Below are 21,208 nucleotides of genomic sequence, written 5' to 3' on the forward strand. Positions count from 1 at the left end.
TCATGGGTGGGTCCTGCGGCAATTGCGTTGCCGCAGCCGATACAGGCTGGCCCAAGTTCAAGCAAGAAGCCTCGATCGGTCCACAGAGCCTTTGAGGGCGAGCCTTTGACGGGACAGGCAAAAATGCTAGGAGGCGCGCGAAACCGGCGAAATCGGGGCTCCCCATGGATGCAAGGCAGTTGAAGGTCGAGGCCGCGCGGGCAGCGCTCGCCTATGTCGGCAGCGGCATGCGGCTCGGCATCGGCACCGGCACCACGGCTGAAGAATTCGTGCGGCTGCTGGCCGAGAAGGTTGCGACCGGCCTCAAGGTCATCGGCGTGCCGACTTCCGAGCGCACCGCAGCGCTCTGCCGCGAGCTCGGCGTGCCGCTGTCTACACTGGAAGAAACACCCGAGCTCGACCTCACCGTCGACGGCGCCGACGAGGTCGACCCGGAGCTGACCCTGATCAAGGGCGGCGGCGGCGCGCTGCTGCGCGAGAAGATCGTCGCGGCGGCGTCCGAGCGCATGATCGTGATTGCCGACAAATCCAAGATGGTCGAAACCCTCGGCCGGTTCCCGCTGCCGATCGAGGTCAACAAATTCGGCCTGCGCGCCACCGAAATCGCGGTACGCGCCGCCGCGGCAGGTCTCGGCCTTTCCGGCCCGGTTACATTGAGGATGACGGGAAGCCAGCCATTTGTTACAGACGGCGGCCACTTTATCCTCGATGCATCTTTTGGCCGCATTCCGGATACAAGAGCGCTGTCGAATGCTCTCTTCGCCGTTCCAGGCGTTGTCGAGCACGGTCTATTCATCGGGCTGGCGTCAACGGCCATCATCGCCGGCGGCGACGGTATCGAAACCGTCCATGCAGCCTGAAACCAGGGAGTTCTACCGACTATGATTTTGCCTAAACGAGTTCGCCGCTTTTCGACGCTTCTGGCGGCCTCGGCCGTCCTTGCGCTGTCGTCACCGGTGTTTGCGCAGGACATCAGCGAATCGCATCTGAAGGCCGCTCGCGCGGCTGTCGCGGCGATCCATGCCACGGACTCGTTCGACAACATCCTGCCGCAGGCGGCCGGAGCGCTGGAGTCGCAGCTCATCCAGAAAAACCCCGACATGCAGGAACTGATCGGCAAGACCGTGACCGAGAAGGCGCTTGGCATGGCCTCGCGGCGCGCCGACTTGGAAAAGGAGGCGGCCATGGCCTATGCCAAGGTGTTCTCCGAGAAGGACCTCAACGATATCGCCGCCTTCTACAGCTCCGAGGCCGGCAAGAAGCTGCTGGATAGCGGCCCTGCGGTGACGCGCGACCTCGTCAAGGCTGCCGACATCTGGCAAAATGGCGTTGCCCGCGATCTCGCCCAGCAGGTCGGCGAGACGCTTGCGGCCGCCGCCAAGGCAGCGGCGCCGGCAGCGCCGGCTCCGGCCGCCGCCGCACCCGCCGATGGTTCCGCTCCGGCAGACAATTCGGCTCCGGCTGACGATTCGCAGAACTGATCGTGTCGATCCGCCGACTGCGGCTGGACCACAAAGCCCGGGTTTGCCCGGGCTTTTCTTTTGCCGCTTGGCAGCCTACCTCTGACCTCCGTCTTTCTCATCCGCAGGAGCCCAAGCGATGGCCGCTTATGACTATGATCTGTTCGTCATCGGCGGCGGCTCCGGCGGGGTAAGGGCGGCCCGGGTGGCGGCGGCTCTCGGCAAGCGCGTGGCCATCGCTGAGGAATACCGCTTCGGCGGCACCTGCGTCATTCGCGGCTGCGTGCCGAAGAAGCTCTATGTCTATGCTTCGCAATTTCCCGAGCATTTCGCCGATGCCGCCGGCTATGGCTGGACGGTGCCCGAGGCGAGCTTCGACTGGCCGACACTGGTCGCCAACAAGGACAAGGAGATCGCGCGGCTCGAAGCGATCTACAAGAAGAATGTAGAAGGCTCCGGCGGCGAGACCTTCCATTCACGCGCAGTGCTCGTCGACACGCACAGCATCTATCTGGTTGCCGAGGACCGCACGGTCAGCGCCGACCAGATCCTGATCGCCACCGGCGGGCGTCCGGCGCCGCATCCGGCGCTGCCGGGCCATGAATATTGCATCTTTTCCAACGAGGCCTTCGATCTCAAGGAGCTGCCGAAGGCGATCATGATCGAGGGCGGCGGCTACATCGCCGTCGAATTCGCCAACATTTTCCACGGCCTGGGCGTCGACACCACGCTGGTCTATCGCGGCCAGGAGATTCTGAGCCGCTTCGACATGGACCTGCGCCGCTCGCTGCACGAGACAATGGAGAGGAAAGGCATCAGGATTCTTTGCCACGCGGTTTCGGAATCGGTGCGCAAGACACCGGAGGGCAAGCTGGACGCGCAGCTCACCACTGGCGAGACACTGACGGTCGACCAGGTGATGCTGGCGATCGGGCGTATCCCCAATACCGAGAATATGGGCCTGGAAGGCGTCGGCGTCGAACTCAGCAAGACGGGCGCGATCGTCGTGGACAAATATTCGCGCACCAATGTCGATAACATCTGGGCGATCGGCGACGTCACGCATCGCGTGCAACTGACGCCGGTGGCGATCCATGAGGCGATGTGCTTCGTCGAGACGGCCTTCAAGGACAACCCGACAGCGCCGGACCACGACACCATTCCGACGGCGGTATTCTCGCAGCCGGAGATCGGCACCGTCGGCCTGTCGGAAGACGACGCGATCGAGCGCTATCCGGATGTCGAGGTCTACCGCGCATCCTTCCGTCCGATGCGCCACACGCTGTCTGGCCGCGACGAGAAGATGCTTATCAAGCTGGTGGTCGACGGCGTATCCAGGAAGGTGATCGGCGCCCATATTCTAGGCCCCGATGCCGGCGAGATGGCGCAGCTTCTCGGCATTCCGCTGAAGGCTGGCCTGACCAAGGACGATTTCGACCGCACCATGGCCGTGCATCCGACCGCGGCCGAGGAACTGGTGACGATGTACAAGCCGACTTATCGCGTGAAGAACGGCGAACGGGTCTGACCGGATCGCGGGATGCGACGGCCGCCGGCGATGCCGGTGGCCGTCGAGATGTTCCTACAGAAGCGTGCCGCGCAGGATTATAAGCGCCACCGAGAAGTAGATGATCAGCCCGGTGACATCGACTAGCGTGGCGACGAACGGCGCCGAGGCGCTCGCCGGGTCGAAGCCGATGCGCTTCAGCGCGAAGGGCAGCATCGATCCCGACAGCGAGCCGAAGGTGACGATGCCGACCAGCGCCGCGCCTACCGTCGCCGCGATCAGCATCCAGTGCGGGCCGTAGTCGTAGAGGCCGAAATACTGCCAGAGCGCGATGCGGCAGATGCCGACGATGCCGAGGATCGAGCCGAGCACCAGACCGGTCGGCAGCTCGCGCAGCGCCACCCGCCACCAGTCGCGCAGCCCGATCTCGCGCAGCGCCAGCGCGCGGATGACGAGCGAGGTCGCCTGCGAGCCGGAGTTGCCGCCGGAGCTCATGATCAGCGGGATGAACAGCGTCAGCACGATCGCCTTCTCCAGCTCGCCCTCGTAGCTCTGCATGGCGTTGGCCGTCAGCATCTCGCTGAGGAACAGCGCGCAAAGCCAGCCGGCCCGCTTCTGGATCATGGCGAGGAAGCTCATCTTCATATAGGGCTCGTCGAGCGCCTCCATGCCGCCGAAGCGGTGCACGTCCTCGGTCGTCTCCTCGATCATCGTGTCGATGATGTCGTCGATGGTGACGATGCCGAGGAGCTTGCCGTGGTCGACGACAGGCAAGGCGAGCAGGTCGTATTTGGAGATTGTCTGCGCCAGGGTCTCGCGGTCGGTGAGCGGCGTCACCGCCACCGGCATGCGATCGGGCGCCACGGACAGGATCGAATCCTCCGGATTGCCGGTGATCAGCCGCCGCAATCCGGTCGCCCGCAGCAGGAGATGCGTCTCCGGGTCGACGATGTAGATGGCGTAGATGGTTTCGCGGCTGCGCTCGACCTTGCGGATGTAGTCGAGCGTGCGCCCAACGGTCCAGTCCGATGGCACGCTGACCAATTCCGTCGTCATGATCGAGGCGGCGCTGCCTTCCGGATACCCCAGGATGGACAACAGCGTCGCGCGCAGCGGCGGCGCCAAGGCGCCGAGCAGCTCCGAGCGGGCCGGTTCGTCCAGCTCGCGCAGGATGTCGGCGGCGCGGTCGACCGACATGGCGGTCAGGAGCTTGCTCGCCTTCGGGCGCGGCAGGGCCTCGGCAAGCTCGGGTGCTGCTTCGAGCTCCGGCTGGTCGAAAATGTCGACCAGCCGCTCGAACGGCACGGCGCAGAGAAGCTCGATGGCCGTCTCGCGGGGCTCGTGGTTGAGGGCTTCAACGACGTCGGCGACGTGATCGTTGGCAAGAACACGGGCGATGGCGATGGCTTCGTCGTCCAGTACGGGGGCGAATTCGTTCATGGCTCACTCCTTGCCGTCCGGCAGGACGTGAGCCGTCAGGTCACGTCAGGGCGGACGGCGGTTGCGTTCGACTGTGACTGTCGCCAGGCATGGCGGGCTGACCTTTCTGCTCGCGGAGTTCGCGTTTGAATGCTGCGAGCGGGCGCAACATAGGAGCGGTTTTTACCGAGTCAATCGCGAAGGGTGCCGAAAAGGGATGCGGGCAGGCCGGATCGCGAGACTGTGATCGAAAGCAGCCCAAGCCGGGCTACGGTCGCCGGTCAAGGGCTTGGTAGGACTGCTATTTCTGCTTCAGCCGGCGGAAGCGCAGCCACTTGTCCTCGACCGGCCGGGGCTGGGCGAGAATGGTGGTGAGCTCGCGCGGCAGGGTGGGCGCAAGCGGCTTCTTGGTGGCAATGCCGTCGGCGATCGAAACCACGCTGTGGTAGAATTCCTCGCCGGACAGCGAGCGCGGCGCCACCGCCTCGTGCATGACGCTGATCACGGTGACATTCGGGCAATTGTCCTTGATCGCCTGATGGAAGGCGATCTTGCCTTCGGGATCGAGCGCGCCGGTCGCTTCGTCGAGGAACAGCAGTCCCGGCTGCTGCAGGATGATGCGCGCGACCACCAGCTTCTGCTTCTGGCCGCCCGAAAGCACCTGGTCCCAGATCTTGCCCTCGCGGCTCTCGTCGGCCAGGTGGCCGATGAAGTCGCCGAGGCCGGCCTTGTGCAGGGCCGCCGCGACCTGCGTGTCGCTGTGGTCGTTCTCGGAACCCGGCAGGCAGACGAGCTGCTTCAGCGAGACCTGCTGCAGCTTGACCTCCTGAGCGGCATAGAAGCTCGTCACGCCCTCCGGGAAGACGATGGTGCCGCGGCCATATGGCCACAGGCCGTTGATCGCCTTGATCAGCGAAGTCTTGCCGCAGCCGGACTCGCCCTTGAGGAAGGTCCATTCGCCGCGGCGGAAGCGCAGATTGGCGGCGCTGAGGAAAGGCGTCGCGTCCTCGCCCTGATGCGCCAGCTCGAGCTTCTGGATGGTCAGGCCGAACACCGGGTTCTGGGTGGCGTAGCCGAAGTCGGAGCGGCCGGTCTGCTGATAGAATTCGCGCGGGTGCTGGACGTTCTCGATGGCGTCGGCGAGTTCGGTGACGCGCTGGCTGTTGGCCCTGAGCGTCGCGATCGCCGGCATCACATGGATGAACCACGAGCACTGGCTGATCAACTGGGCGACCATTTCGGAGCCGGTGATGTAGCCTTTGTAGTCGAGACGGTTATGGATGAACGACACGAGGCCTGGTGAATAGGCAACAATACGGGCGCCGACGAAATTGTAGATCAGCTCGAACGACGTGTAGCTCGTGTTGACGATATTGAGTCGCCCCCACGTCTTGTCGATGTCGACATAGAGCCTGTCATGCATCGACTTTTGCACGCCCTCGCCATGCGAGGCGGCGACGTGGAAGCTGCGGCGCAGGAACGTCGTCAGTTCGCTGCGGTAGCTGCCCTCGGCCTGCTGCATGCGCACATTGAGCCGCTCGAGCAGTCGCCCGAGCTTGACGGCGATCCAGGTGTTCAGCGGCACGTAGATGGCGACGGCGAGGAAAGCCAGCACCGCGGTGCCGTAGCCGCCGAGGAATTCTAGGCCCTTGACCTCGACCGAGGACCCGATCAGGTTCTCGCCGATGAAATAGAGCGAAGTCGCGACACCCAGCACGCCCATGGCAAGCCCGATGGCGCCGCCGGTCATGTCCTTGATCGATTCCTGGATGCGCTGGTCGATGTTGTCCGGAGCGACGATGCCGCCGGCCGCCGAGCCGTGCTGCGCATGAAAATGGGTATGGTTGCCGTCGAGCAGCGCCTGGTTGAACTGGCTGTTCAGCCAGCCCCGCCATTTGCGGTGCAAGGTCGTTGAAACGAGATTGCGCACGCCGGTGAAGCCGGCATCCTTCAGCACGACCAGCAGCACCAATACGCCGGCATTGGTCAGAATGGTCTGCAACGGGTGGCTGTTGGCGGCGTCGTGGAGGAAGGCGATCGAATTGCCCAGCTCGCCCAATGCCAAGGCGAACCAGACGCCAGCCTTGCTGGACAACGCCGTTAGCAGCGCGATAACGAATGTGAGGGTCCAGGCTTCCTTCCACCGGTCGGAGAACCAGTAGGCTCGCATCAGCCCCCAGAATGTGCGCATCGACGATACCGGCGTCAGTGACGAGGTCTTCGCCTCGTTGGATGTTTGCTCCGGTACTGTTCGTTGCGGTCTACCGACCCCAGTCACGATCCCGCCCAAACCTTTCTTAGTTTTGTTACACAGGGTAACACCAATTGATCATTTTCCATTAATTTTCTGCCGGCGAATGTGAACAGGGTTACCCGCCGTGGCATGAGGGCAACAGAAAGGCTGCGCCGGGAGGTCGCCACTCGCGGCGATTTCATCTTTTATTTCAGTTTGTTAGAGCTGTTTGTGCCAGCCGGCGGCAACCTTCCCTAAGGGAAGTGGAAAACACGGGTTTGTGAATGAAAAAGAGGTGTCCACAGGCCACGATGGCTACTGGCGGTGACCGGAATGACCAAAAATTTGCCGTCCGTGAGCTACTCAGGGTTTACCCGATTCGTCTTTTCCGGAGGCGCTGAAATGGCCGGAAATGGTCTTGCTGGCAGCGTCGTATCTGTCGATGGCGATCTCGCCGCTGCCGAAACGGACATGGCCGACCAAGAATACCGGCGATCAGGGCTGTTGCGGCGATCTGACCAAGCTTGGCTACGGCAACAGCTTCTTCCTGAGCAAAGCCAAGGCGACCGCGAAACAAGAGTACAATTTTCAGGAAAGCGCGCTGCGGTCAGGTCGGCGGCTACGGATCGCGCTGACGGAACATTCAGTTCGCGGTTTCGAGCTCGCCGCGCGCCTTGGCCTGGGCCACCTGGCGGATGGCGTCGGCAAGCGTGTCGGCATCCTGCGCGCCCATCACGGCATATTTGCCTTCGAGCAGGAAGCAGGGCACGCCGGTGATGCCCATGCGCGAAGCGGTGGCGATCTCGTTGCGGACGGCCTCAACGTCGGCGTCGGTCGGCAGCAGCGTCTCGACCACCGACGCATCCATGCCCGCCTCGCCGGCGGCCGTAACCAACACGGCATGGTCGCCGATGTTCACGCCTTCCTCGAAATTCAGCTGGAAGAGGCGGCGCACCAGCCGGTTCTGCACGTCCTCGCCGGCTGCGCCCGCCCAGCGGATGACGCGGTGCGCGTCGAGCGTGTTCGGCGCGACCTTGATGGCGCCAAAGGCAAAGCTGATGCCCTCGGCTTCGCCGAGCGGCTCGATGCGCGCGTGGATCTGATGGATGCGCTCCTCGCTGCCGAACTTGCCGAGCATGTATTGGCGGCGATCCATGCCGGCTGGCGGGATGGTCGGATCGAGCTGGAATGGCCGCCAGCGCACACGCACGTCAATGTCGCTTGCGGAAGCGATGGCCTTGTCCAGCCGCTTCTGGCCGATAAAGCACCAGGGGCAGACGACATCGGACACAACATCGACGGTGATGGTGTTCTCGGCGCTCATGCTCGTCTCCTGTTTGGTCTCAGCCGGTCGGGCCTGCCTCAGTTGGGCTTTCGCCACCAGGTCGGCAGCTGATAGCCGAATATGGGGGTCTTTTGCGGATGTTCCAGATAGCTCCAGTAAGCGACCCATTGCTGGGTGTTGTACTGCATCGGCACCATGTAGCCGCCTGAGATCAGCAGCCGGTCGAGCACGCGCACCGCGGCGACATAGTCTTCCTTGGCGCGGGCGTTCAGCATCGCGTCGATCGCGGCGTCGATCGCCGGATCGGCGACGCCGGCGAGGTTGAACGATCCTTCCGTCTTCGCGGCGACCGATCCCCAGCGGCCGACCTGCTCGCTGCCGGGCGACAGCGAATTGCTGAAGCCGCTCGTCCCGATCAGAACCTCGAAGTCGAAACGCTGCTTGCGCGACTGGATCTGGTCGCCGTCGAGGATGCGGATGCCGACGTCGATACCGATCTTTTCCAGCGTGCGCTGGTAGACAGCCGCCAGCCGCTCCTCATCCTGCGATGAGGTCAGGATCTGGAAACCAAAAGGGTTTCCCTGCGGATCGAGCATCTTGCCGTCCTGCACATGGAAGCCGGCGCTCTTCAGCAATTCGAAAGCGGTTTTGAGCACCTTGCGATCCTGGCCCGAACCATCTGTCACGGGTGGGCGCCAAGTGCCGTCCATCACATCCGGCGGCACGCGGCCGGGGTAGGGCGCAAGCAGCGACTTTTCACGATCGTCGGCCGGGTGGCCAAGCGCGGACAGGTCCGAATTCTGCCAATAGCTCATGGTGCGGTTGAACTTGCCGCCGAACAGGTTCTTGTTCGCCCATTCGAAGTCGTAAAGCATGCCAAGCGCGCGCCGCACGACCGGGTCGGCGAATTTCGGCAGCCGGGTGTTGAACAGGAAGCCGGTCACAACCGGGGGAATGCCGGTGTTGAAATATTCCTCCTTCACATCCCCCTTTCGGAAGGCTGGAAAGTCGATGTCGCGCTCACGCTTGACCGGATCGGTCTCGTCATCGAGAGCGCAAATTCCTTTCTTGAACGCTTCCGTCTTGGCGTTGGCGTTGAGAAAATACTCGATCGTGACCCGATCGAAATTGTCGAAGCCGCGCTTCGACGGAATGTCTTTGCCCCAGTAATCCGGATTCCGCTTGAAGACGATACGCTGCCCCGGCAGCACCTTGTCCACGGTGTAGGGCCCGCTGCCGATCAGCGGCTTCAGCGTGGTCTTATCGAACGTGTCCTTGTCGAAGGCGTGCTTGGGGACGATCGGCGTCAGCGCGACGATCAGCGGGAATTCGCGATTGGCCTTGTCGTTGAAGGTGAACTTCACGCTGTGATCGCCGGTCTTCTCCAGCTTGGCGATCATGCTCATGCGGTCGCTGTAGGGCGGGCGGCCCTTCGCGGCGAAGACGTCGTAGGTGAACAGCACGTCCTCCGGCGTCACCGGCTGGCCGTCCGACCATTTTGCATTGGGGTTCAGATGGAACTCGATGCTCTTTCGCTCCGGGTCCATGTCGGCACTGTCGGCAAGCAGCCCGTAGAGGCTGAAGGGCTCGTCATAATTGCGCTGCATCAGCGGCTCGAAGACGAGATTGCCGTAAACCGTATCGATCATCCCGCGCGCCGTGGTGCGCAGGCTTTTCAGGATAAAGGGATTGAGGTTGTCGAAGGAACCGACGACGCAATAGGTGACGCTGCCGCCTTTCGGCGCGTCCGGATTGACGTAGTCGAAATGCTGATAATCGGGCGGCAGCGCCGGCTCGCCTTGCATGGCTAAGCCGTGCTTCGGCTCCGACTGTGCCGGAAGGAGCGAAAGAGCCAGAAACGAGGTCGCGGCGATCAGCCGGACGAGAACGCGGTCCATGACCGTCTCCTTGCCGGGCGGCTTTGTGATTCGCCATGCACCCTAGAGCATTTCGCAATCCGATTGAATCGGCGCGCCAATAGGAATCGGGTTCCGCCGCTCCAGCGCCGATCGATGCTTGCCCTGGACATCGAACCGCGAAGAAATCGCGGAAACCGGGCTGGATTCGATGCCGCTGGCAGTGTAACACGCGCTCCGAAGTCATCCTGTTGCCTCATTTGGGCAACAGGTAGCTGGACCACACGGCACGAAGAAGCCGGTCCCCGGGATCATTTGAGAGGAAAGTGCACCATATGACGATCAACGCGTACCGCCTTTCGGTGCTGGCCGCAGGCGTGGTCGGCGTTCTGGGCGCCGGGCTTTTCACCGCCTCGGCCCAACAGCAGCCGCAGATCCCGCAGGGCTGGTTCAAGGCCTGCACCAAGCAGGAAGACGTTGACATTTGCAATGTGCAGAACATCGTCACGGCCGGCAACGGCCAGCTCGTCACCGGCGTCAGCCTGATCGAGCTCAAGGGCAAGGTGAACCGCAAGGTCTTCCAGGTCACGGTACCGACCGGCCGCCTCGTGCCTCCCGGAATTGCGCTGCAGATCGATGCCGGCAAGGCGCAGAAGCTCGACTATGTGATCTGCTTCCCGGATCGTTGCGTGGCGGAAGTGCCGCTGAGCGACCAGCTCGTCGCTTCCTTCAAGAAGGGGCAGGGCATCACGCTCACCTCGATCAACTTCCAGAACCAGCCGAACCCGATCAAGATCGCGCTCACCGGCTTCAGCGGCGCCTATGACGGCCCGCCGCTGCAGCAATCGGACATCGAGGACCGGCAGAAGAAGCTGCAGGACTTCGTCGCCAAGAACAATCAGGACTTCGCCAAGAAGCTCAAGGACGAGCAGGACAAGGCCAAGACCGCGAACTGATCGCGCAGGCGCATTTCTCGGAAAACAAAAAGCGGGGCAAATGCCCCGCTTTTTTATTGCCCCGCGCCGCGCGCGCCCTGGGCGATGTTCGTTAGCGCTTCAGTGCTTCGACTGGCGCTTCGGCTCGTAGCGGCCGTCCGGCAGCTTGTCGAACATCTCGCCGATCTGCGGATGCCGCACCGGCTCGCCTGACCGGTCCTCGAGCAGGTTCTGCTCGGACACATAGGCGATGTACTCAGTCTCTGAATTTTCCGCCAGAAGATGGTAGAAAGGCTGGTCCTTGCGCGGACGCACGTCGGCGGGAATAGCCTCGTACCATTCCTCCGTGTTGGCGAATTCGGGATCGACGTCAAAGATCACGCCGCGGAATGGAAACAGCCTGTGGCGAACCACTTGCCCGATCGAGAATTTGGCCGTTTTCATCACGTTCACCACTTAGGTTCCGAGGCGCCTGTCGTGGCTGCGCACAAGGCGCCTAAGGCCTTGAATTTACACGTCACGCGGCCAAAAATCGACCCCGACTTTCGGCTGGTGCCTATTTGGCGCAGACGCCGCCGCAGTTCAATAGCCAAGTCCTTGATCTTGGCTGAAGCAACGGGTTAGCCCGCGCGGGAGTTTTCCCGCCTGAGCGAAAAAAGTCCGACGTCATCGGCCTGGGAATACTACCGGCCGACCTCTTTTCTTAGGCCGCCGGCAATGGCGCGAAAGCCGCTGCCCGGCCGCAGCCCCTCGCGCATGAAGAAGGCGCGCAGCGGCGCGAAGCCGCCAAGCGCATTAAGGCCGGCGCTGCGCGCCAGCTGCGCCGGCAGCATATCGGACAAGAGCGACATGTTGAGCAGGTTCACCGCGCCGCTGCGCGCCCAAATGTCGGGCCGGCGCCTCGTGTCATAGGCGGCCAGGCTTCGGCGCGATCCAGGATCATTGCTGTTTTCACTCGCAATTCCAATCAGATCGTCGATATCCCTGATGCCGAGGTTGAGGCCTTGCGCGCCGATCGGCGGAAACACATGCGCTGCCTCGCCGACCAGCGCCACGCGGTTTTGCGCGAAGCGGCCGGGCGAGGCCGCCGACAAAGGATAGACCTGCCGGCCCGGCTCGACCGAGACCCGGCCAAGCATCGATTGCATCTGCTCCTCGACACGCCCCGACAAGGTTGCATCGTCGAGCGCGGCAAGCTCCCGCGCGGTCTCCGGCCTCACCACCCACACAAGGCTCGAGCGCCTGCCGGGCAGCGGCACCTGCGTGAACGGCCCTGTCTCGGTATGGAACTCGGTTGAAACGAAGCCGTGCTCGCTGCGATGGCCGAAATTGAGCACAAGCGCCGACTGCGGATAGGGACGCGCAAAGGCGCGAATGCCGGCGGCTTCCCGCGCCAGCGACAGGCGTCCGTCAGCGGCGACAGCAAGCGATGCAGAGATTTCGCTGCCATCGGCCAGCCGGGCATGGGCCCGATCGGCCTCCAGGCGCCAGGACCCGACAGTGGATTTCAGCCAATGAATGCCATCATGAACTGAAACCGCCTTGGCAAGAATGGTGATGAGGGCCTTGTTCGGCAGATTGAGCCCGAACTGTTCCTCGCCGATCTCGCTGGCGCGGAAGGTCACGGTTGGACTGCGGATCAGCCGCCTTGTGGCGTCGACGATGCGCATCACCTTGAGCGCCGCGGCCTGCGGCCTCAGTTCGGCAAGGATGCCCAGTCGTTCAAGGACTTTCAGGGCAGGATTCATGAGGGCGGTGGTGCGGCCGTCGGCGGTGTTGGCCTCAGGGCCGACCAGCGTCACTTCGAAGCCGGCCTCGGCGAAGCCGAGTGCTGCGATCAAACCGGCCGGACCGCTGCCGGCAACCAGGATGCGAGCTTTGTCGTTGTGCTCCACGCCAGGCTTCCACAATACGAGGCGACCCGTCGGGCCTTTGTCCGGATATAGGGCAGACTGACCGGCTTGATCAACGCGGCGATTCAGCCCATTCGATTGCCATGAGCGGCGAGCAGCATGATTTCAGCCATCTCGACCGCGCCGGCCGCGCCACGGCTGGCGTGGCGCGCAGCCCGCGCCTCGCGGTCATGCTCACGATCGGTATCGGCATCGCCCTTGCCTGGTTGCTTCTCGGCGCAATGGCGATACGCGGCGCTGAAGGCAGCCCCGTCGGCGCCCCCGGCGATATGCTGCTGAAAAATCTGCCGGGCCTGCCGTTGCCGGATTTTCTCGACCGGTTCTTCGCTCTTTGCCTCGCGCCGGCGCCGCTTGCCGGCCTGGCCGGCCTGCAAGCGCCGGCGCTTGTGCTGATGTGGTTCCTGATGGCCATGGCGACGATGTTGCCCTCGGCGGCGCCGCTGATCCGCACCTATTGCGAAATCGCCGACACGGCGAGGATCAAAGGCGAACCAGTCGTTCATCCGCTGGTGCTTGTCGCCGGATACCTCGCCACATGGCTTGCCGCATCCGTGGGCTTCAGCACGCTGACGCTGGCGGTGTACGCCTTTGCCGGTTCCGGCCGGATGCTCGACCCCGCCATCGGCGTTGCCGGCGCCGCTGCGCTGCTCGTCGCCGGCCTCTATCAATTCAGCGGCCTGAAACAGGCATGCCTGGAAAAGTGCCGCAATCCGTTCTCGATCCTGTTCGCCAGGTGGAGCGCGAAACCAGGCCGCATCTTCCGCCTCGGCCTGGAACAGGGCGTCTGGTGCCTCGGTTGCTGCTGGGCGCTGATGCTGGTGATGTTTGCCGTAGGCGCCATGAACGTCTTCTGGATGGCGCTGATCGGCCTGTTCACGCTGATCGAAAAACAGACCGCCGGCAGGGTGGCCAGCCGGATTGCCGGTGCGATACTGCTTGTGTGGGCGGCTGCCCTGCTATTAGTTTCGGCATGAGGGAGAATTCGATGACCGACCAAAGCTGGGCAATGAAAGGGGAGCTGGTACTCTCCTGCAATTGCACGGTTTTCTGTCCCTGCGTGCTGTCGCTTGGCAGCCATCCGCCGACGGAGGGCTATTGCCAGACATGGGCGGGCTTCCGCATCGATGCGGGCCATTTCGGCGAGGTCGAACTGTCGGGCCTCAATCTCGGCCTGATCATGGAAATTCCCGGATATATGAGCCGCGGCAACTGGACGGCCGGCCTGTTCATCGACAAGCGCGCGTCGATCTATGCGGTGAAGGCGCTGACCAAGATTTTCACCGGCAAGGCCGGCGGCACCACCTCGCTGCTTTCGATCCTCGTCGGGAAATTCCTCGGCGTCGAGCAGGTGCCGATCACCTACGAGACGCGCGACAAGACGCGCGTCTTCCAGATTCCCAAGATCATCGACGGCGCGGTGACGCCCATTCCCGGCAAGGACCGTGAGAAAGATACGGTGATCGCCAATTCGGAATATTGGATCGCGCCGGAAATCATCGTGGCGAAGTCCGACAAGAGCAAGATGCGCGCCTTCGGCCGCAACTGGAATTTCGCCGGCCGCTCGGCCGAAATCTGCAAGCTGGACTGGCGGGGACCGTGAGCAAGAACACAAGGGCCGGCAAGGCAGCCAAGAAGATCGCGCAACGGATCCCATTGCCGAAGAAGAAGGTGACGTGGCCGCAGGCGCGCGCGTTCTCCGTGCATCTGCTCACCGCGTCGGGATCGTTCCTTGCCTTCCTGTCGCTGGTCGCGGCGAGCGAGCAACGCTGGACGGCGATGTTCTGGTGGCTGGGGCTGGCACTTTTCGTCGATGGTATCGACGGCCCGATCGCCAGGAAGCTCGAGGTCAAGGAAATCCTGCCGACATGGTCGGGCGAGCTCCTCGACAACATTATCGACTACGTGACCTACGTGCTCATTCCGGCCTTCGCGCTCTATCAGCGCGGCTTCATGGGCGAGAACCTGTCCTTCCTGTCGGCGGCCATCATCGTCGTCTCCAGCGCGATCTACTACGCCGACACCGGCATGAAGACGAAGGAGAACTTCTTCAAAGGGTTTCCCGTCGTCTGGAACATGGTGGTGTTCACGCTCTTCGTCATCGAGCCTGGGCAATGGGTATCTTTCGCCGTGGTGGTGGTTGCCGGCATTTTGACTTTCATGCCGATCAACTTCATCCATCCGGTGCGTGTCGTGCGGCTGAGACCGGTCAATCTCTTTATGACGCTTTTGTGGTGCGCCTTCGGCGCGCTGGCGCTGGCGCAGGCAGCACTTGCCGCCTTCTATGACAAGATCGGCGTGCTGGGAGAGCAGGTCAGCAACTTCACCAAGATCGGCATCACCATCAGCGGCCTCTATCTCGCCAGCATCGGAGGCATCATGCAGATGTTTCCCAATCTGGGCGCCAAGAAGTCCTGATCCTGGATCAGGATATTTTTGGCTGAATGATCATCCTGGCCCTAGCTGTATATCGGCGCATGATTTTCCGAAAATCGGTTCTCCCTTTCGCAATCATGTTTCCGGATTTGTGCACTTACCCTTCAGAGAGCTGAGCGATGTCCAAGGCAATCCGCATCCACGCCCATGGCGGCCCCGAAGTCCTGGCCTATGAAGACGCCGACCCCGGCCAGCCGGGAGAAGGCCAGATCCTGATCCGGCACACGGCAATCGGTCTTAACTTCATCGACGTCTACTATCGCTCCGGGCTTTATCCGCCACTTGGCGGTTTTCCGCTGATCCCAGGCGGCGAGGCAGCGGGCGTCGTGCTGGCGCTCGGCCCCGGCGTCGACTGGCTAAAGCCCGGCGACCGCATCGCCTATGCCGTCAATGTCGGGGCTTACGCTGAGCAACGGGTGATCGCGGCCGACCGTGTGGTCAAAGTGCCGGACGGTATCGGCGACGAGCAAGCGGCGGCGATGATGCTGAAGGGAATGACGGCCGAATACCTCTTGCGCCGCACCTTTCCCGTCAAGGCCGGTGACACGATCCTCTACCACGCAGCCGCCGGCGGCGTCGGCCTGATCCTCGGGCAATGGGCAAAGCATCTCGGCGCGACCGTGATCGGCACCGCGAGCTCCGCCGACAAGATCGAACTTGCGCGGGCGCATGGCTTCGATCACGTCATCAACTACAAAGAGCAGGATTTCGTCGCCGGCGTCGAGGCGCTGACGGGCGGGAAGAAATGCGACGTCGTCTACGATTCCGTCGGCGCCGACACGTTTCCGGCATCGCTCGATTGCCTGCGGCCGCTCGGCATGTTCGTGAGCTTCGGCCAGTCGTCCGGGCCGATCCCGCCTTTTTCGATGTCGCTGCTGGCGCAGAAGGGCTCGCTCTATGCGACCCGGCCGACGCTTTTCGTCTACAATGCCAGGCGCGAGGATCTGGTGAAGTCGGCCGAAGCGCTTTTCGACGTGGTCAAGAGCGGCGCCGTCGCGATCAAGATCAACCAGCGCTATGCGCTGAAGGATGCTGCAAAGGCGCAAGCGGATCTCGAGGCCCGCAAGACGACGGGAACGACCGTCCTCATTCCATAGAGCGCTTCGCGGAAGCGGCGTACCACTCTATCGCAATTCCGGGGCGGGACGTCGCTTTACACTTTTCAGCACCCACACCTAGCCGGCTGCCCTGTTTTTCAGCGACTTGCCGCGCCCGAAGGCACGGATTGCCTGAAAAGCGCTGTTGATTTGCTGTCGTTCCCCACGGATCTATCTTAGCCCTTGAGTTTCCGCTGAAATTCTTGAAGCTCTTTCAAGTCGGGTGCTGCTTTCCGACTGGAGCCGGCCGCGCATACCATGCTTTCGGGAACACAGAACATGTCTGGGAAACCGGATGGGAGGCACTGTGAGTGCAAATCATGACAGGGCGAACCTGCTCGAGGTTCGCGGCCTAACCAAGATATTCGGCACGCTGACGGCGTGCGATCACGTCGATCTCAATATCGCAAAAGGCGAGATCCACGCGCTGCTCGGCGAGAACGGCGCCGGCAAGTCGACGCTGGTCAAGATGCTGTTCGGATCACTCGAGCCGAACTCGGGCGAGATCTTCTGGGACGGCAAGCCGGTCAAGATCACCAGCCCGGGCGCGGCCAAGAAGCTCGGCATCGGCATGGTGTTCCAGCATTTCTCGCTGTTCGAAGCGCTGACCGCGGCCGAGAACATCGCGCTTTCGCTCAATGACGGCTCGCCAATCAGCAGCATCGCCGCGAAGGCGAGGGCATTGTCCTACAGCTACGGCCTGCCGCTCGATCCGGAGTCGCTGGTCGGAGACCTTTCGGTCGGCGAACGCCAGCGCATCGAGATCATCCGCTGCCTCTTGCAGACACCGCAGCTCATCATTCTCGACGAGCCGACCTCGGTGCTGACGCCACAGGAAGCCGACAAGCTGTTCGAGACGCTGGAGCGCTTGCGCGCCGAAGGCAAGTCGATCCTCTACATCTCGCACCGGCTGGAAGAGGTCAAACGCATCTGCGACCGCGCCACGGTGCTTCGCCACGGCAAGGTTGTCGGTCATTGCAACCCGCGTGAGGAGACGGCCGCATCGCTTGCCCGCATGATGGTCGGAAGCGAGGTGAAGGCCGTGGTTCGCGCGCCGGCCGAAGGCATCGAAACGGCGCCGGCGCTACTGGAAATCCGCAGCCTCAACCGCAAGCCGGCGACGCCCTTCGCCATCCCGCTCAAGAACATCAACCTCACCGTGCGTGCCGGCGAAGTGATCGGCATCGCGGGTGTGGCCGGCAACGGCCAGGGCGAGTTCTTCGAATCCGTCTCCGGCGAGGTGCTGCAGCAGGATACCGGTTCCGTGCGCATCCGCGGCAAGGACGCCGGTGGCCTGTCGATCACCGGCCGGCGGCTGATGGGCGCCGCCTTCGTGCCGGAAGAGCGCCTCGGCCATGGCGCAGCACCTCGCATGAAGCTTTCGGAGAACCTGCTGCTCTCGCGCCATGCCACCGACGGCAAGTCGTTCGTCGGCTCGGGCGGCATGGTCAAGAACAGCGCCGTTTACAGCGCCGCCCAGCGCATCATCACCGCCATGGACGTGCGCAAGAGCGCGCCGGATCCGGAAGCCGCCGCGCTGTCGGGCGGCAATCTGCAGAAATTCATCGTCGGTCGCGAGCTCGACCGCAAGCCGAGCGTCATGGTCGTCAACCAGCCGACCTGGGGCGTCGACGCCGGTGCTGCCGCTCACATTCGCCAGGCTTTGATCGAGCTCGCCCGCAGCGGCTCCGCTGTCCTGGTCATCAGCCAGGATCTCGACGAATTGTTCGAGCTGTCGGACGCGATCGCCGTCATGCACAACGGCGAATTGTCGACGCCGCTGCCGATTGCCGAGGCGACTTTCGAGAGGATCGGCCTGTTGATGGGCGGCGCCGAGCCCGGCCACGCCGAACACAGGATGGAGGTGGCATGATGCGCATCGAACTCGTCAAACGCCCGCAGCGCTCGGCGCTGTTCTCGATGCTGTCGCCCTTCATCGCCTTCGCGCTGACGATCATTGCCGGCGCCATCATGTTCGCCTTGCTCGGCGTCAATCCGCTCAACGCCTTCGAGATCTATTTCGTCGAGCCGGTCAGCCAGGTCTGGCAGTTGCATGAGCTGGCGATCAAGGCAGCGCCGCTGATCCTGATCGCGGTGGGCCTTTCGGTCTGCTACAGGGCCAATATCTGGAACATCGGCGCCGAAGGCCAGTTCATTTTCGGCGCGATCTTCGGTTCGATCATCCCGGTGCTGTTCCCGCAGTTCGAAGGCCCGCTGGTGATCCCGCTGATGCTTCTGCTCGGTATGGTCGGCGGCGCCTTTTACGCATCGATCCCGGCGCTTTTGAAGACCCGATTCAGCACCAACGAGATCCTGACCAGCCTGATGCTGGTCTATGTCGCGCAGCTTTTCCTAGACTGGCTGGTGCGCGGCCCGTGGCGCGATCCGCAAGGCCATGGCTTCCCGCAGACGATCCAGTTCGGCGACTCGGCGGTGCTGCCCGAGCTGATGCCCGACGCCGGCCGAGCCAATTGGGGCTTTGTCTTCGCCTTGGTTGCCGCCGTGCTGGTCTGGCTGATGATGAGCCGCATGCTGAAAGGCTTCGAGGTGCGCGTGCTGGGTTCAAGCCCAAGGGCAGGGCGCTTTGCCGGCTTCGGCTTCAGCCGCATGGTGTTCTTCGCTTTCCTTCTGTCCGGCGCGCTGGCCGGTCTGGCAGGCATCTCCGAGGTCTCCGGCGCCATTGGCCAGTTGCAGCCGGTGATCTCGCCCGGCTACGGCTTCACCGCCATCATCGTCGCCTTCCTTGGGCGCCTCAATCCGCTGGGTATCGTCGCGGCGGGCCTGGTGCTGGCGCTGACCTATCTCGGCGGCGAAGCGGTGCAGAGCGCGCTCGGCATTTCCGACAAGGTGGCGCGCGTGTTCCAGGGCATGCTTTTGTTCTTCGTGCTCGGCTGCGACACGCTCATCCACTACCGCATTCGCCTGATCGGCATGGCGCTAACGAAGCCGAACGGCGCGGCGCAGCTCGAAGCGGCGCCCAAGCTCGAGGAGGCTCGCTGATGGACATCACCGTCAACATCCTTTTGACCATCGCGACCGCGGCGACGCCGCTCCTGATCGCGGCGATCGGCGAGCTGGTTGTCGAGCGCTCCGGCGTGCTCAATCTCGGCGTCGAGGGCATGATGATCATGGGTGCCGTCGGCGGCTTCGGCGCCGGTTACCTCACCGGATCGCCGTGGATCGGCCTGCTTGCCGCGATCATCGTCGGCGCGCTGTTCTCGCTGCTGTTCGCCGTCATGACGCTGTCTCTCGCGACCAACCAGGTGGCCACCGGCCTGTCGCTGACGCTGCTCGGCCTCGGTCTCTCCGGCATGATCGGCACCAGCTTCGTGGGCCAGCCGGGCGTGAGATTGCCGAATTTAGACATCCCGGGGATCAGCTCGATCCCGGTGGTCGGCAAGCTGGTCTTCGGCCAGGACCCGGTCTTCTACATCTCGATCGCGCTGACCGCGGCGGTGATGTGGTTCCTGTTCAGGACGCGCACGGGTCTGACGCTTCGCTCGATCGGCGACAGCCATACGTCGGCGCATGCGCTCGGCATCAAGGTCATCCGCTACCGCTATCTCGCCGTGATCTTCGGCGGCGCCTGCGCCGGCCTTGCCGGCGGCCACCTGTCGCTGGTCTACACGCCGCAATGGGTGGAAAACATGAGCGCGGGTCGCGGCTGGATCGCGCTGGCGCTGGTGGTGTTCGCTTCCTGGCGTCCGTGGCGGGTGCTGGCCGGCGCCTATATCTTCGGCGCGGTGTGGATCGGCCAGCTTCATGCACAGGCTTTTGGCATTCCGGTGCCTTCGCAGTTTCTTTCTTCGCTGCCCTATCTGGCAACCGTCGCGGTTCTCGTTCTAATCTCGCGCAACAAGCGGCTGACGATGATGAACACGCCGGCTTCATTGGGGCAGCCATTTGTTCCGGATCGTTGACAACAACAAAAAGACGGGAAGCTCCAAGGCTTAACTCAGAGAGGTAACACAATGAAAAAACTGCTTATTGCGTTGATGACCACGGCCGCGGCCCTGTCCCTGGCGGCAACCGCCCAAGCCGCCGACAAGCTCAAGGCCTGCTGGGTCTATACGGGTCCGATCGGCGACTTCGGCTATTCCTATCAGCACGACCAGGGCCGGCTCGAAGTCGAGAAGGCGCTCGGCGACAAGGTCGAGACCGCCTATCTCGAAAACGTCTCGGAAGGCCCGGACGCCGACCGCGCTTTCGAGCGCCTGGCACGCGAGAAGTGCAAGATCATCTTCGGCACCTCCTTCGGCTTCATGGATGCCGAAGTGAAGGTCGCCAAGAAGTTTCCCAAGGTGATGTTCGAGCATGCCACCGGCTTCAAGACCGGCGACAATCTCGGCATCTACAACGCCCGCTTCTATGAAGGCCGCTATGTGCTCGGCCAGATCGCGGCCAAGGAATCGAAGAAGGGCCTCGCCGGCTACATCGTTTCCTTCCCGATCCCGGAAGTGGTGATGGGCATCAACTCCTTCATGCTCGGCGCGCAGTCGGTCAATCCCGACTTCAAGGTGAAGATCGTGTGGGTGAATTCCTGGTTCGACCCCGGCAAGGAAGCCGACGCCGCCAAGGCGCTGTTCGACCAGGGCGCCGACATCATCGTCCAGCACACCGACTCGACCGCTGCGCTGCAGGTCGCCGAGGAACGCAAGCTGCACGGCTTCGGCCAGTCGTCCGACATGATCAAGTTCGCACCGCACGCGCAGCTGACATCGCTGACCGACGAATGGGGCCCGTATTACATCAGCCGCGTCCAGGCGGCGCTCGACGGCACCTGGAAGCCGGACAATGTGTGGCTCGGCATCAAGGACGGCGCGGTCAAGCTCGCCCCCTACACCAACATGGCCGACGACGTGAAGGCGATGGCCGAGGCGACCGAGAAGAAGATCGCCGGCGGCTGGAACCCCTTCACCGGACCTGTCTCCAAGCAGGATGGTTCGCCTTGGCTGAAGGACGGCGAGGTCGCCGATGACGGCACGCTGCTCGGCATGAATTTCTACGTCAAGGGCATCGACGACAAGCTGCCGCAGTAAGCGGCAAATCGCTGAACCGAAACGAAAAGGG

General features: G+C 63.0%; 18 protein-coding genes. 12 read left to right on the forward strand and 6 right to left on the reverse strand.

Annotation, left to right across the window (positions count from 1 at the left end; genetic code table 11):
- Positions 1-164 precede the first annotated feature (164 nt).
- The 3 genes from rpiA to gor all read left to right on the forward strand — a co-directional run bounded on the left by rpiA (position 165) and on the right by gor (position 2,988).
- Complete coding sequence (gene rpiA / locus FJ419_RS26540) at positions 165-860, forward strand: ribose-5-phosphate isomerase RpiA (protein ID WP_140700221.1); 696 nt, start codon at positions 165-167, stop codon at positions 858-860.
- Between the two features lie 21 nt (positions 861-881).
- Complete coding sequence (locus FJ419_RS26545) at positions 882-1,481, forward strand: DUF2059 domain-containing protein (protein ID WP_140542460.1); 600 nt, start codon at positions 882-884, stop codon at positions 1,479-1,481.
- Between the two features lie 118 nt (positions 1,482-1,599).
- Positions 1,600-2,988 carry a glutathione-disulfide reductase gene (gene gor, locus FJ419_RS26550; protein ID WP_140700222.1) on the forward strand — a complete coding sequence of 463 codons (1,389 nt, stop codon included), beginning with the start codon at positions 1,600-1,602 and terminating at the stop codon, positions 2,986-2,988.
- Between the two features lie 54 nt (positions 2,989-3,042).
- Here the strand turns inward: gor and mgtE are convergent, their stop codons facing one another.
- The 4 genes from mgtE to FJ419_RS26570 form a co-directional block, all read right to left on the reverse strand.
- Positions 3,043-4,407 carry a magnesium transporter gene (gene mgtE, locus FJ419_RS26555; protein WP_140700223.1) on the reverse strand — a complete coding sequence of 455 codons (1,365 nt, stop codon included), beginning with the start codon at positions 4,405-4,407 and terminating at the stop codon, positions 3,043-3,045.
- A gap of 280 nt (positions 4,408-4,687) precedes the next feature.
- Positions 4,688-6,577 (reverse strand): ABC transporter ATP-binding protein/permease, encoded by a 1,890-nt coding sequence (locus FJ419_RS26560; RefSeq protein WP_181170816.1) that lies wholly within the window; start codon positions 6,575-6,577, stop codon positions 4,688-4,690.
- Positions 6,578-7,262: 685 nt separating this feature from the next.
- Entirely contained in the window at positions 7,263-7,943 is a 681-nt protein-coding gene (locus FJ419_RS26565; RefSeq protein WP_140636660.1) for a DsbA family protein, read from the reverse strand.
- A 38-nt stretch (positions 7,944-7,981) separates the two neighbouring features.
- Positions 7,982-9,802 carry an extracellular solute-binding protein gene (locus FJ419_RS26570; RefSeq protein ID WP_140700225.1) on the reverse strand — a complete coding sequence of 607 codons (1,821 nt, stop codon included), beginning with the start codon at positions 9,800-9,802 and terminating at the stop codon, positions 7,982-7,984.
- Positions 9,803-10,095: 293 nt separating this feature from the next.
- Here FJ419_RS26570 and FJ419_RS26575 point away from each other — a divergent pair, with 293 nt between their 5' ends.
- Entirely contained in the window at positions 10,096-10,716 is a 621-nt protein-coding gene (locus FJ419_RS26575) for an invasion associated locus B family protein (RefSeq protein WP_095765425.1), read from the forward strand.
- A gap of 99 nt (positions 10,717-10,815) precedes the next feature.
- Here the strand turns inward: FJ419_RS26575 and hspQ are convergent, their stop codons facing one another.
- Together hspQ and FJ419_RS26585 are read right to left on the reverse strand one after the other, a co-directional pair.
- The gene (hspQ, locus tag FJ419_RS26580; protein ID WP_040983419.1) at positions 10,816-11,139 is read right to left on the reverse strand and encodes a heat shock protein HspQ; all 324 of its coding nucleotides are present in this window, start codon (positions 11,137-11,139) and stop codon (positions 10,816-10,818) included.
- Positions 11,140-11,378: 239 nt separating this feature from the next.
- Positions 11,379-12,590, reverse strand: coding sequence for a UbiH/UbiF family hydroxylase (locus tag FJ419_RS26585; protein ID WP_140700227.1), 1,212 nt, complete (start codon positions 12,588-12,590; stop codon positions 11,379-11,381).
- A 101-nt stretch (positions 12,591-12,691) separates the two neighbouring features.
- Here FJ419_RS26585 and FJ419_RS26590 point away from each other — a divergent pair, with 101 nt between their 5' ends.
- The 8 genes from FJ419_RS26590 to FJ419_RS26625 all read left to right on the forward strand — a co-directional run bounded on the left by FJ419_RS26590 (position 12,692) and on the right by FJ419_RS26625 (position 21,177).
- The gene (locus FJ419_RS26590; RefSeq protein ID WP_140700229.1) at positions 12,692-13,582 is read left to right on the forward strand and encodes a DUF2182 domain-containing protein; all 891 of its coding nucleotides are present in this window, start codon (positions 12,692-12,694) and stop codon (positions 13,580-13,582) included.
- An 11-nt stretch (positions 13,583-13,593) separates the two neighbouring features.
- A complete protein-coding gene (locus FJ419_RS26595; protein ID WP_140700231.1) occupies positions 13,594-14,208 on the forward strand; it encodes a DUF1326 domain-containing protein in 615 nt (204 codons plus the stop codon).
- Complete coding sequence (pcsA, locus tag FJ419_RS26600; RefSeq protein ID WP_181170817.1) at positions 14,205-15,023, forward strand: phosphatidylcholine synthase; 819 nt, start codon at positions 14,205-14,207, stop codon at positions 15,021-15,023. Before FJ419_RS26595 ends, pcsA begins: the two co-directional genes overlap by 4 nt.
- A 137-nt stretch (positions 15,024-15,160) precedes the next feature.
- Entirely contained in the window at positions 15,161-16,138 is a 978-nt protein-coding gene (locus FJ419_RS26605) for a quinone oxidoreductase (RefSeq protein ID WP_140700233.1), read from the forward strand.
- Between the two features lie 295 nt (positions 16,139-16,433).
- Positions 16,434-18,011, forward strand: coding sequence for an ABC transporter ATP-binding protein (locus tag FJ419_RS26610; RefSeq protein WP_181170818.1), 1,578 nt, complete (start codon positions 16,434-16,436; stop codon positions 18,009-18,011).
- Entirely contained in the window at positions 18,008-19,138 is a 1,131-nt protein-coding gene (locus FJ419_RS26615; RefSeq protein WP_140700237.1) for an ABC transporter permease, read from the forward strand. The genes FJ419_RS26610 and FJ419_RS26615 overlap by 4 nt, the downstream gene beginning before the upstream one ends.
- Positions 19,138-20,058: an ABC transporter permease gene (locus tag FJ419_RS26620; protein ID WP_140700239.1), complete on the forward strand. Its 921-nt coding sequence runs from the start codon at positions 19,138-19,140 to the stop codon at positions 20,056-20,058. The genes FJ419_RS26615 and FJ419_RS26620 overlap by 1 nt, the downstream gene beginning before the upstream one ends.
- A gap of 51 nt (positions 20,059-20,109) precedes the next feature.
- Positions 20,110-21,177, forward strand: a complete 1,068-nt coding sequence (locus FJ419_RS26625) for a BMP family ABC transporter substrate-binding protein (RefSeq protein ID WP_140700241.1) — start codon at positions 20,110-20,112, stop codon at positions 21,175-21,177.
- Positions 21,178-21,208: the final 31 nt, after the last annotated feature.

It is taken from the genome of Mesorhizobium sp. B2-6-2, from assembly GCF_006440615.1.
In the GTDB taxonomy this organism is placed as follows: domain Bacteria; phylum Pseudomonadota; class Alphaproteobacteria; order Rhizobiales; family Rhizobiaceae; genus Mesorhizobium.

Coding starts and splice junctions, on each gene's coding strand:
- mgtE (WP_140700223.1), bottom strand. CDS start 4,407: ATGAACGAATTCGCCCCCGTACTGGACGACGAAGCCATCGCCATCGCC.
- hspQ (WP_040983419.1), bottom strand. CDS start 11,139: ATGAAAACGGCCAAATTCTCGATCGGGCAAGTGGTTCGCCACAGGCTG.
- gor (WP_140700222.1), top strand. CDS start 1,600: ATGGCCGCTTATGACTATGATCTGTTCGTCATCGGCGGCGGCTCCGGC.
- FJ419_RS26575 (WP_095765425.1), top strand. CDS start 10,096: ATGACGATCAACGCGTACCGCCTTTCGGTGCTGGCCGCAGGCGTGGTC.
- FJ419_RS26625 (WP_140700241.1), top strand. CDS start 20,110: ATGAAAAAACTGCTTATTGCGTTGATGACCACGGCCGCGGCCCTGTCC.
- FJ419_RS26560 (WP_181170816.1), bottom strand. CDS start 6,577: ATGCGCACATTCTGGGGGCTGATGCGAGCCTACTGGTTCTCCGACCGG.
- FJ419_RS26605 (WP_140700233.1), top strand. CDS start 15,161: ATGTCCAAGGCAATCCGCATCCACGCCCATGGCGGCCCCGAAGTCCTG.
- rpiA (WP_140700221.1), top strand. CDS start 165: ATGGATGCAAGGCAGTTGAAGGTCGAGGCCGCGCGGGCAGCGCTCGCC.
- FJ419_RS26545 (WP_140542460.1), top strand. CDS start 882: ATGATTTTGCCTAAACGAGTTCGCCGCTTTTCGACGCTTCTGGCGGCC.
- FJ419_RS26615 (WP_140700237.1), top strand. CDS start 18,008: ATGATGCGCATCGAACTCGTCAAACGCCCGCAGCGCTCGGCGCTGTTC.
- FJ419_RS26620 (WP_140700239.1), top strand. CDS start 19,138: ATGGACATCACCGTCAACATCCTTTTGACCATCGCGACCGCGGCGACG.
- FJ419_RS26610 (WP_181170818.1), top strand. CDS start 16,434: ATGGGAGGCACTGTGAGTGCAAATCATGACAGGGCGAACCTGCTCGAG.
- FJ419_RS26595 (WP_140700231.1), top strand. CDS start 13,594: ATGACCGACCAAAGCTGGGCAATGAAAGGGGAGCTGGTACTCTCCTGC.
- FJ419_RS26590 (WP_140700229.1), top strand. CDS start 12,692: ATGAGCGGCGAGCAGCATGATTTCAGCCATCTCGACCGCGCCGGCCGC.
- FJ419_RS26565 (WP_140636660.1), bottom strand. CDS start 7,943: ATGAGCGCCGAGAACACCATCACCGTCGATGTTGTGTCCGATGTCGTC.
- FJ419_RS26570 (WP_140700225.1), bottom strand. CDS start 9,802: ATGGACCGCGTTCTCGTCCGGCTGATCGCCGCGACCTCGTTTCTGGCT.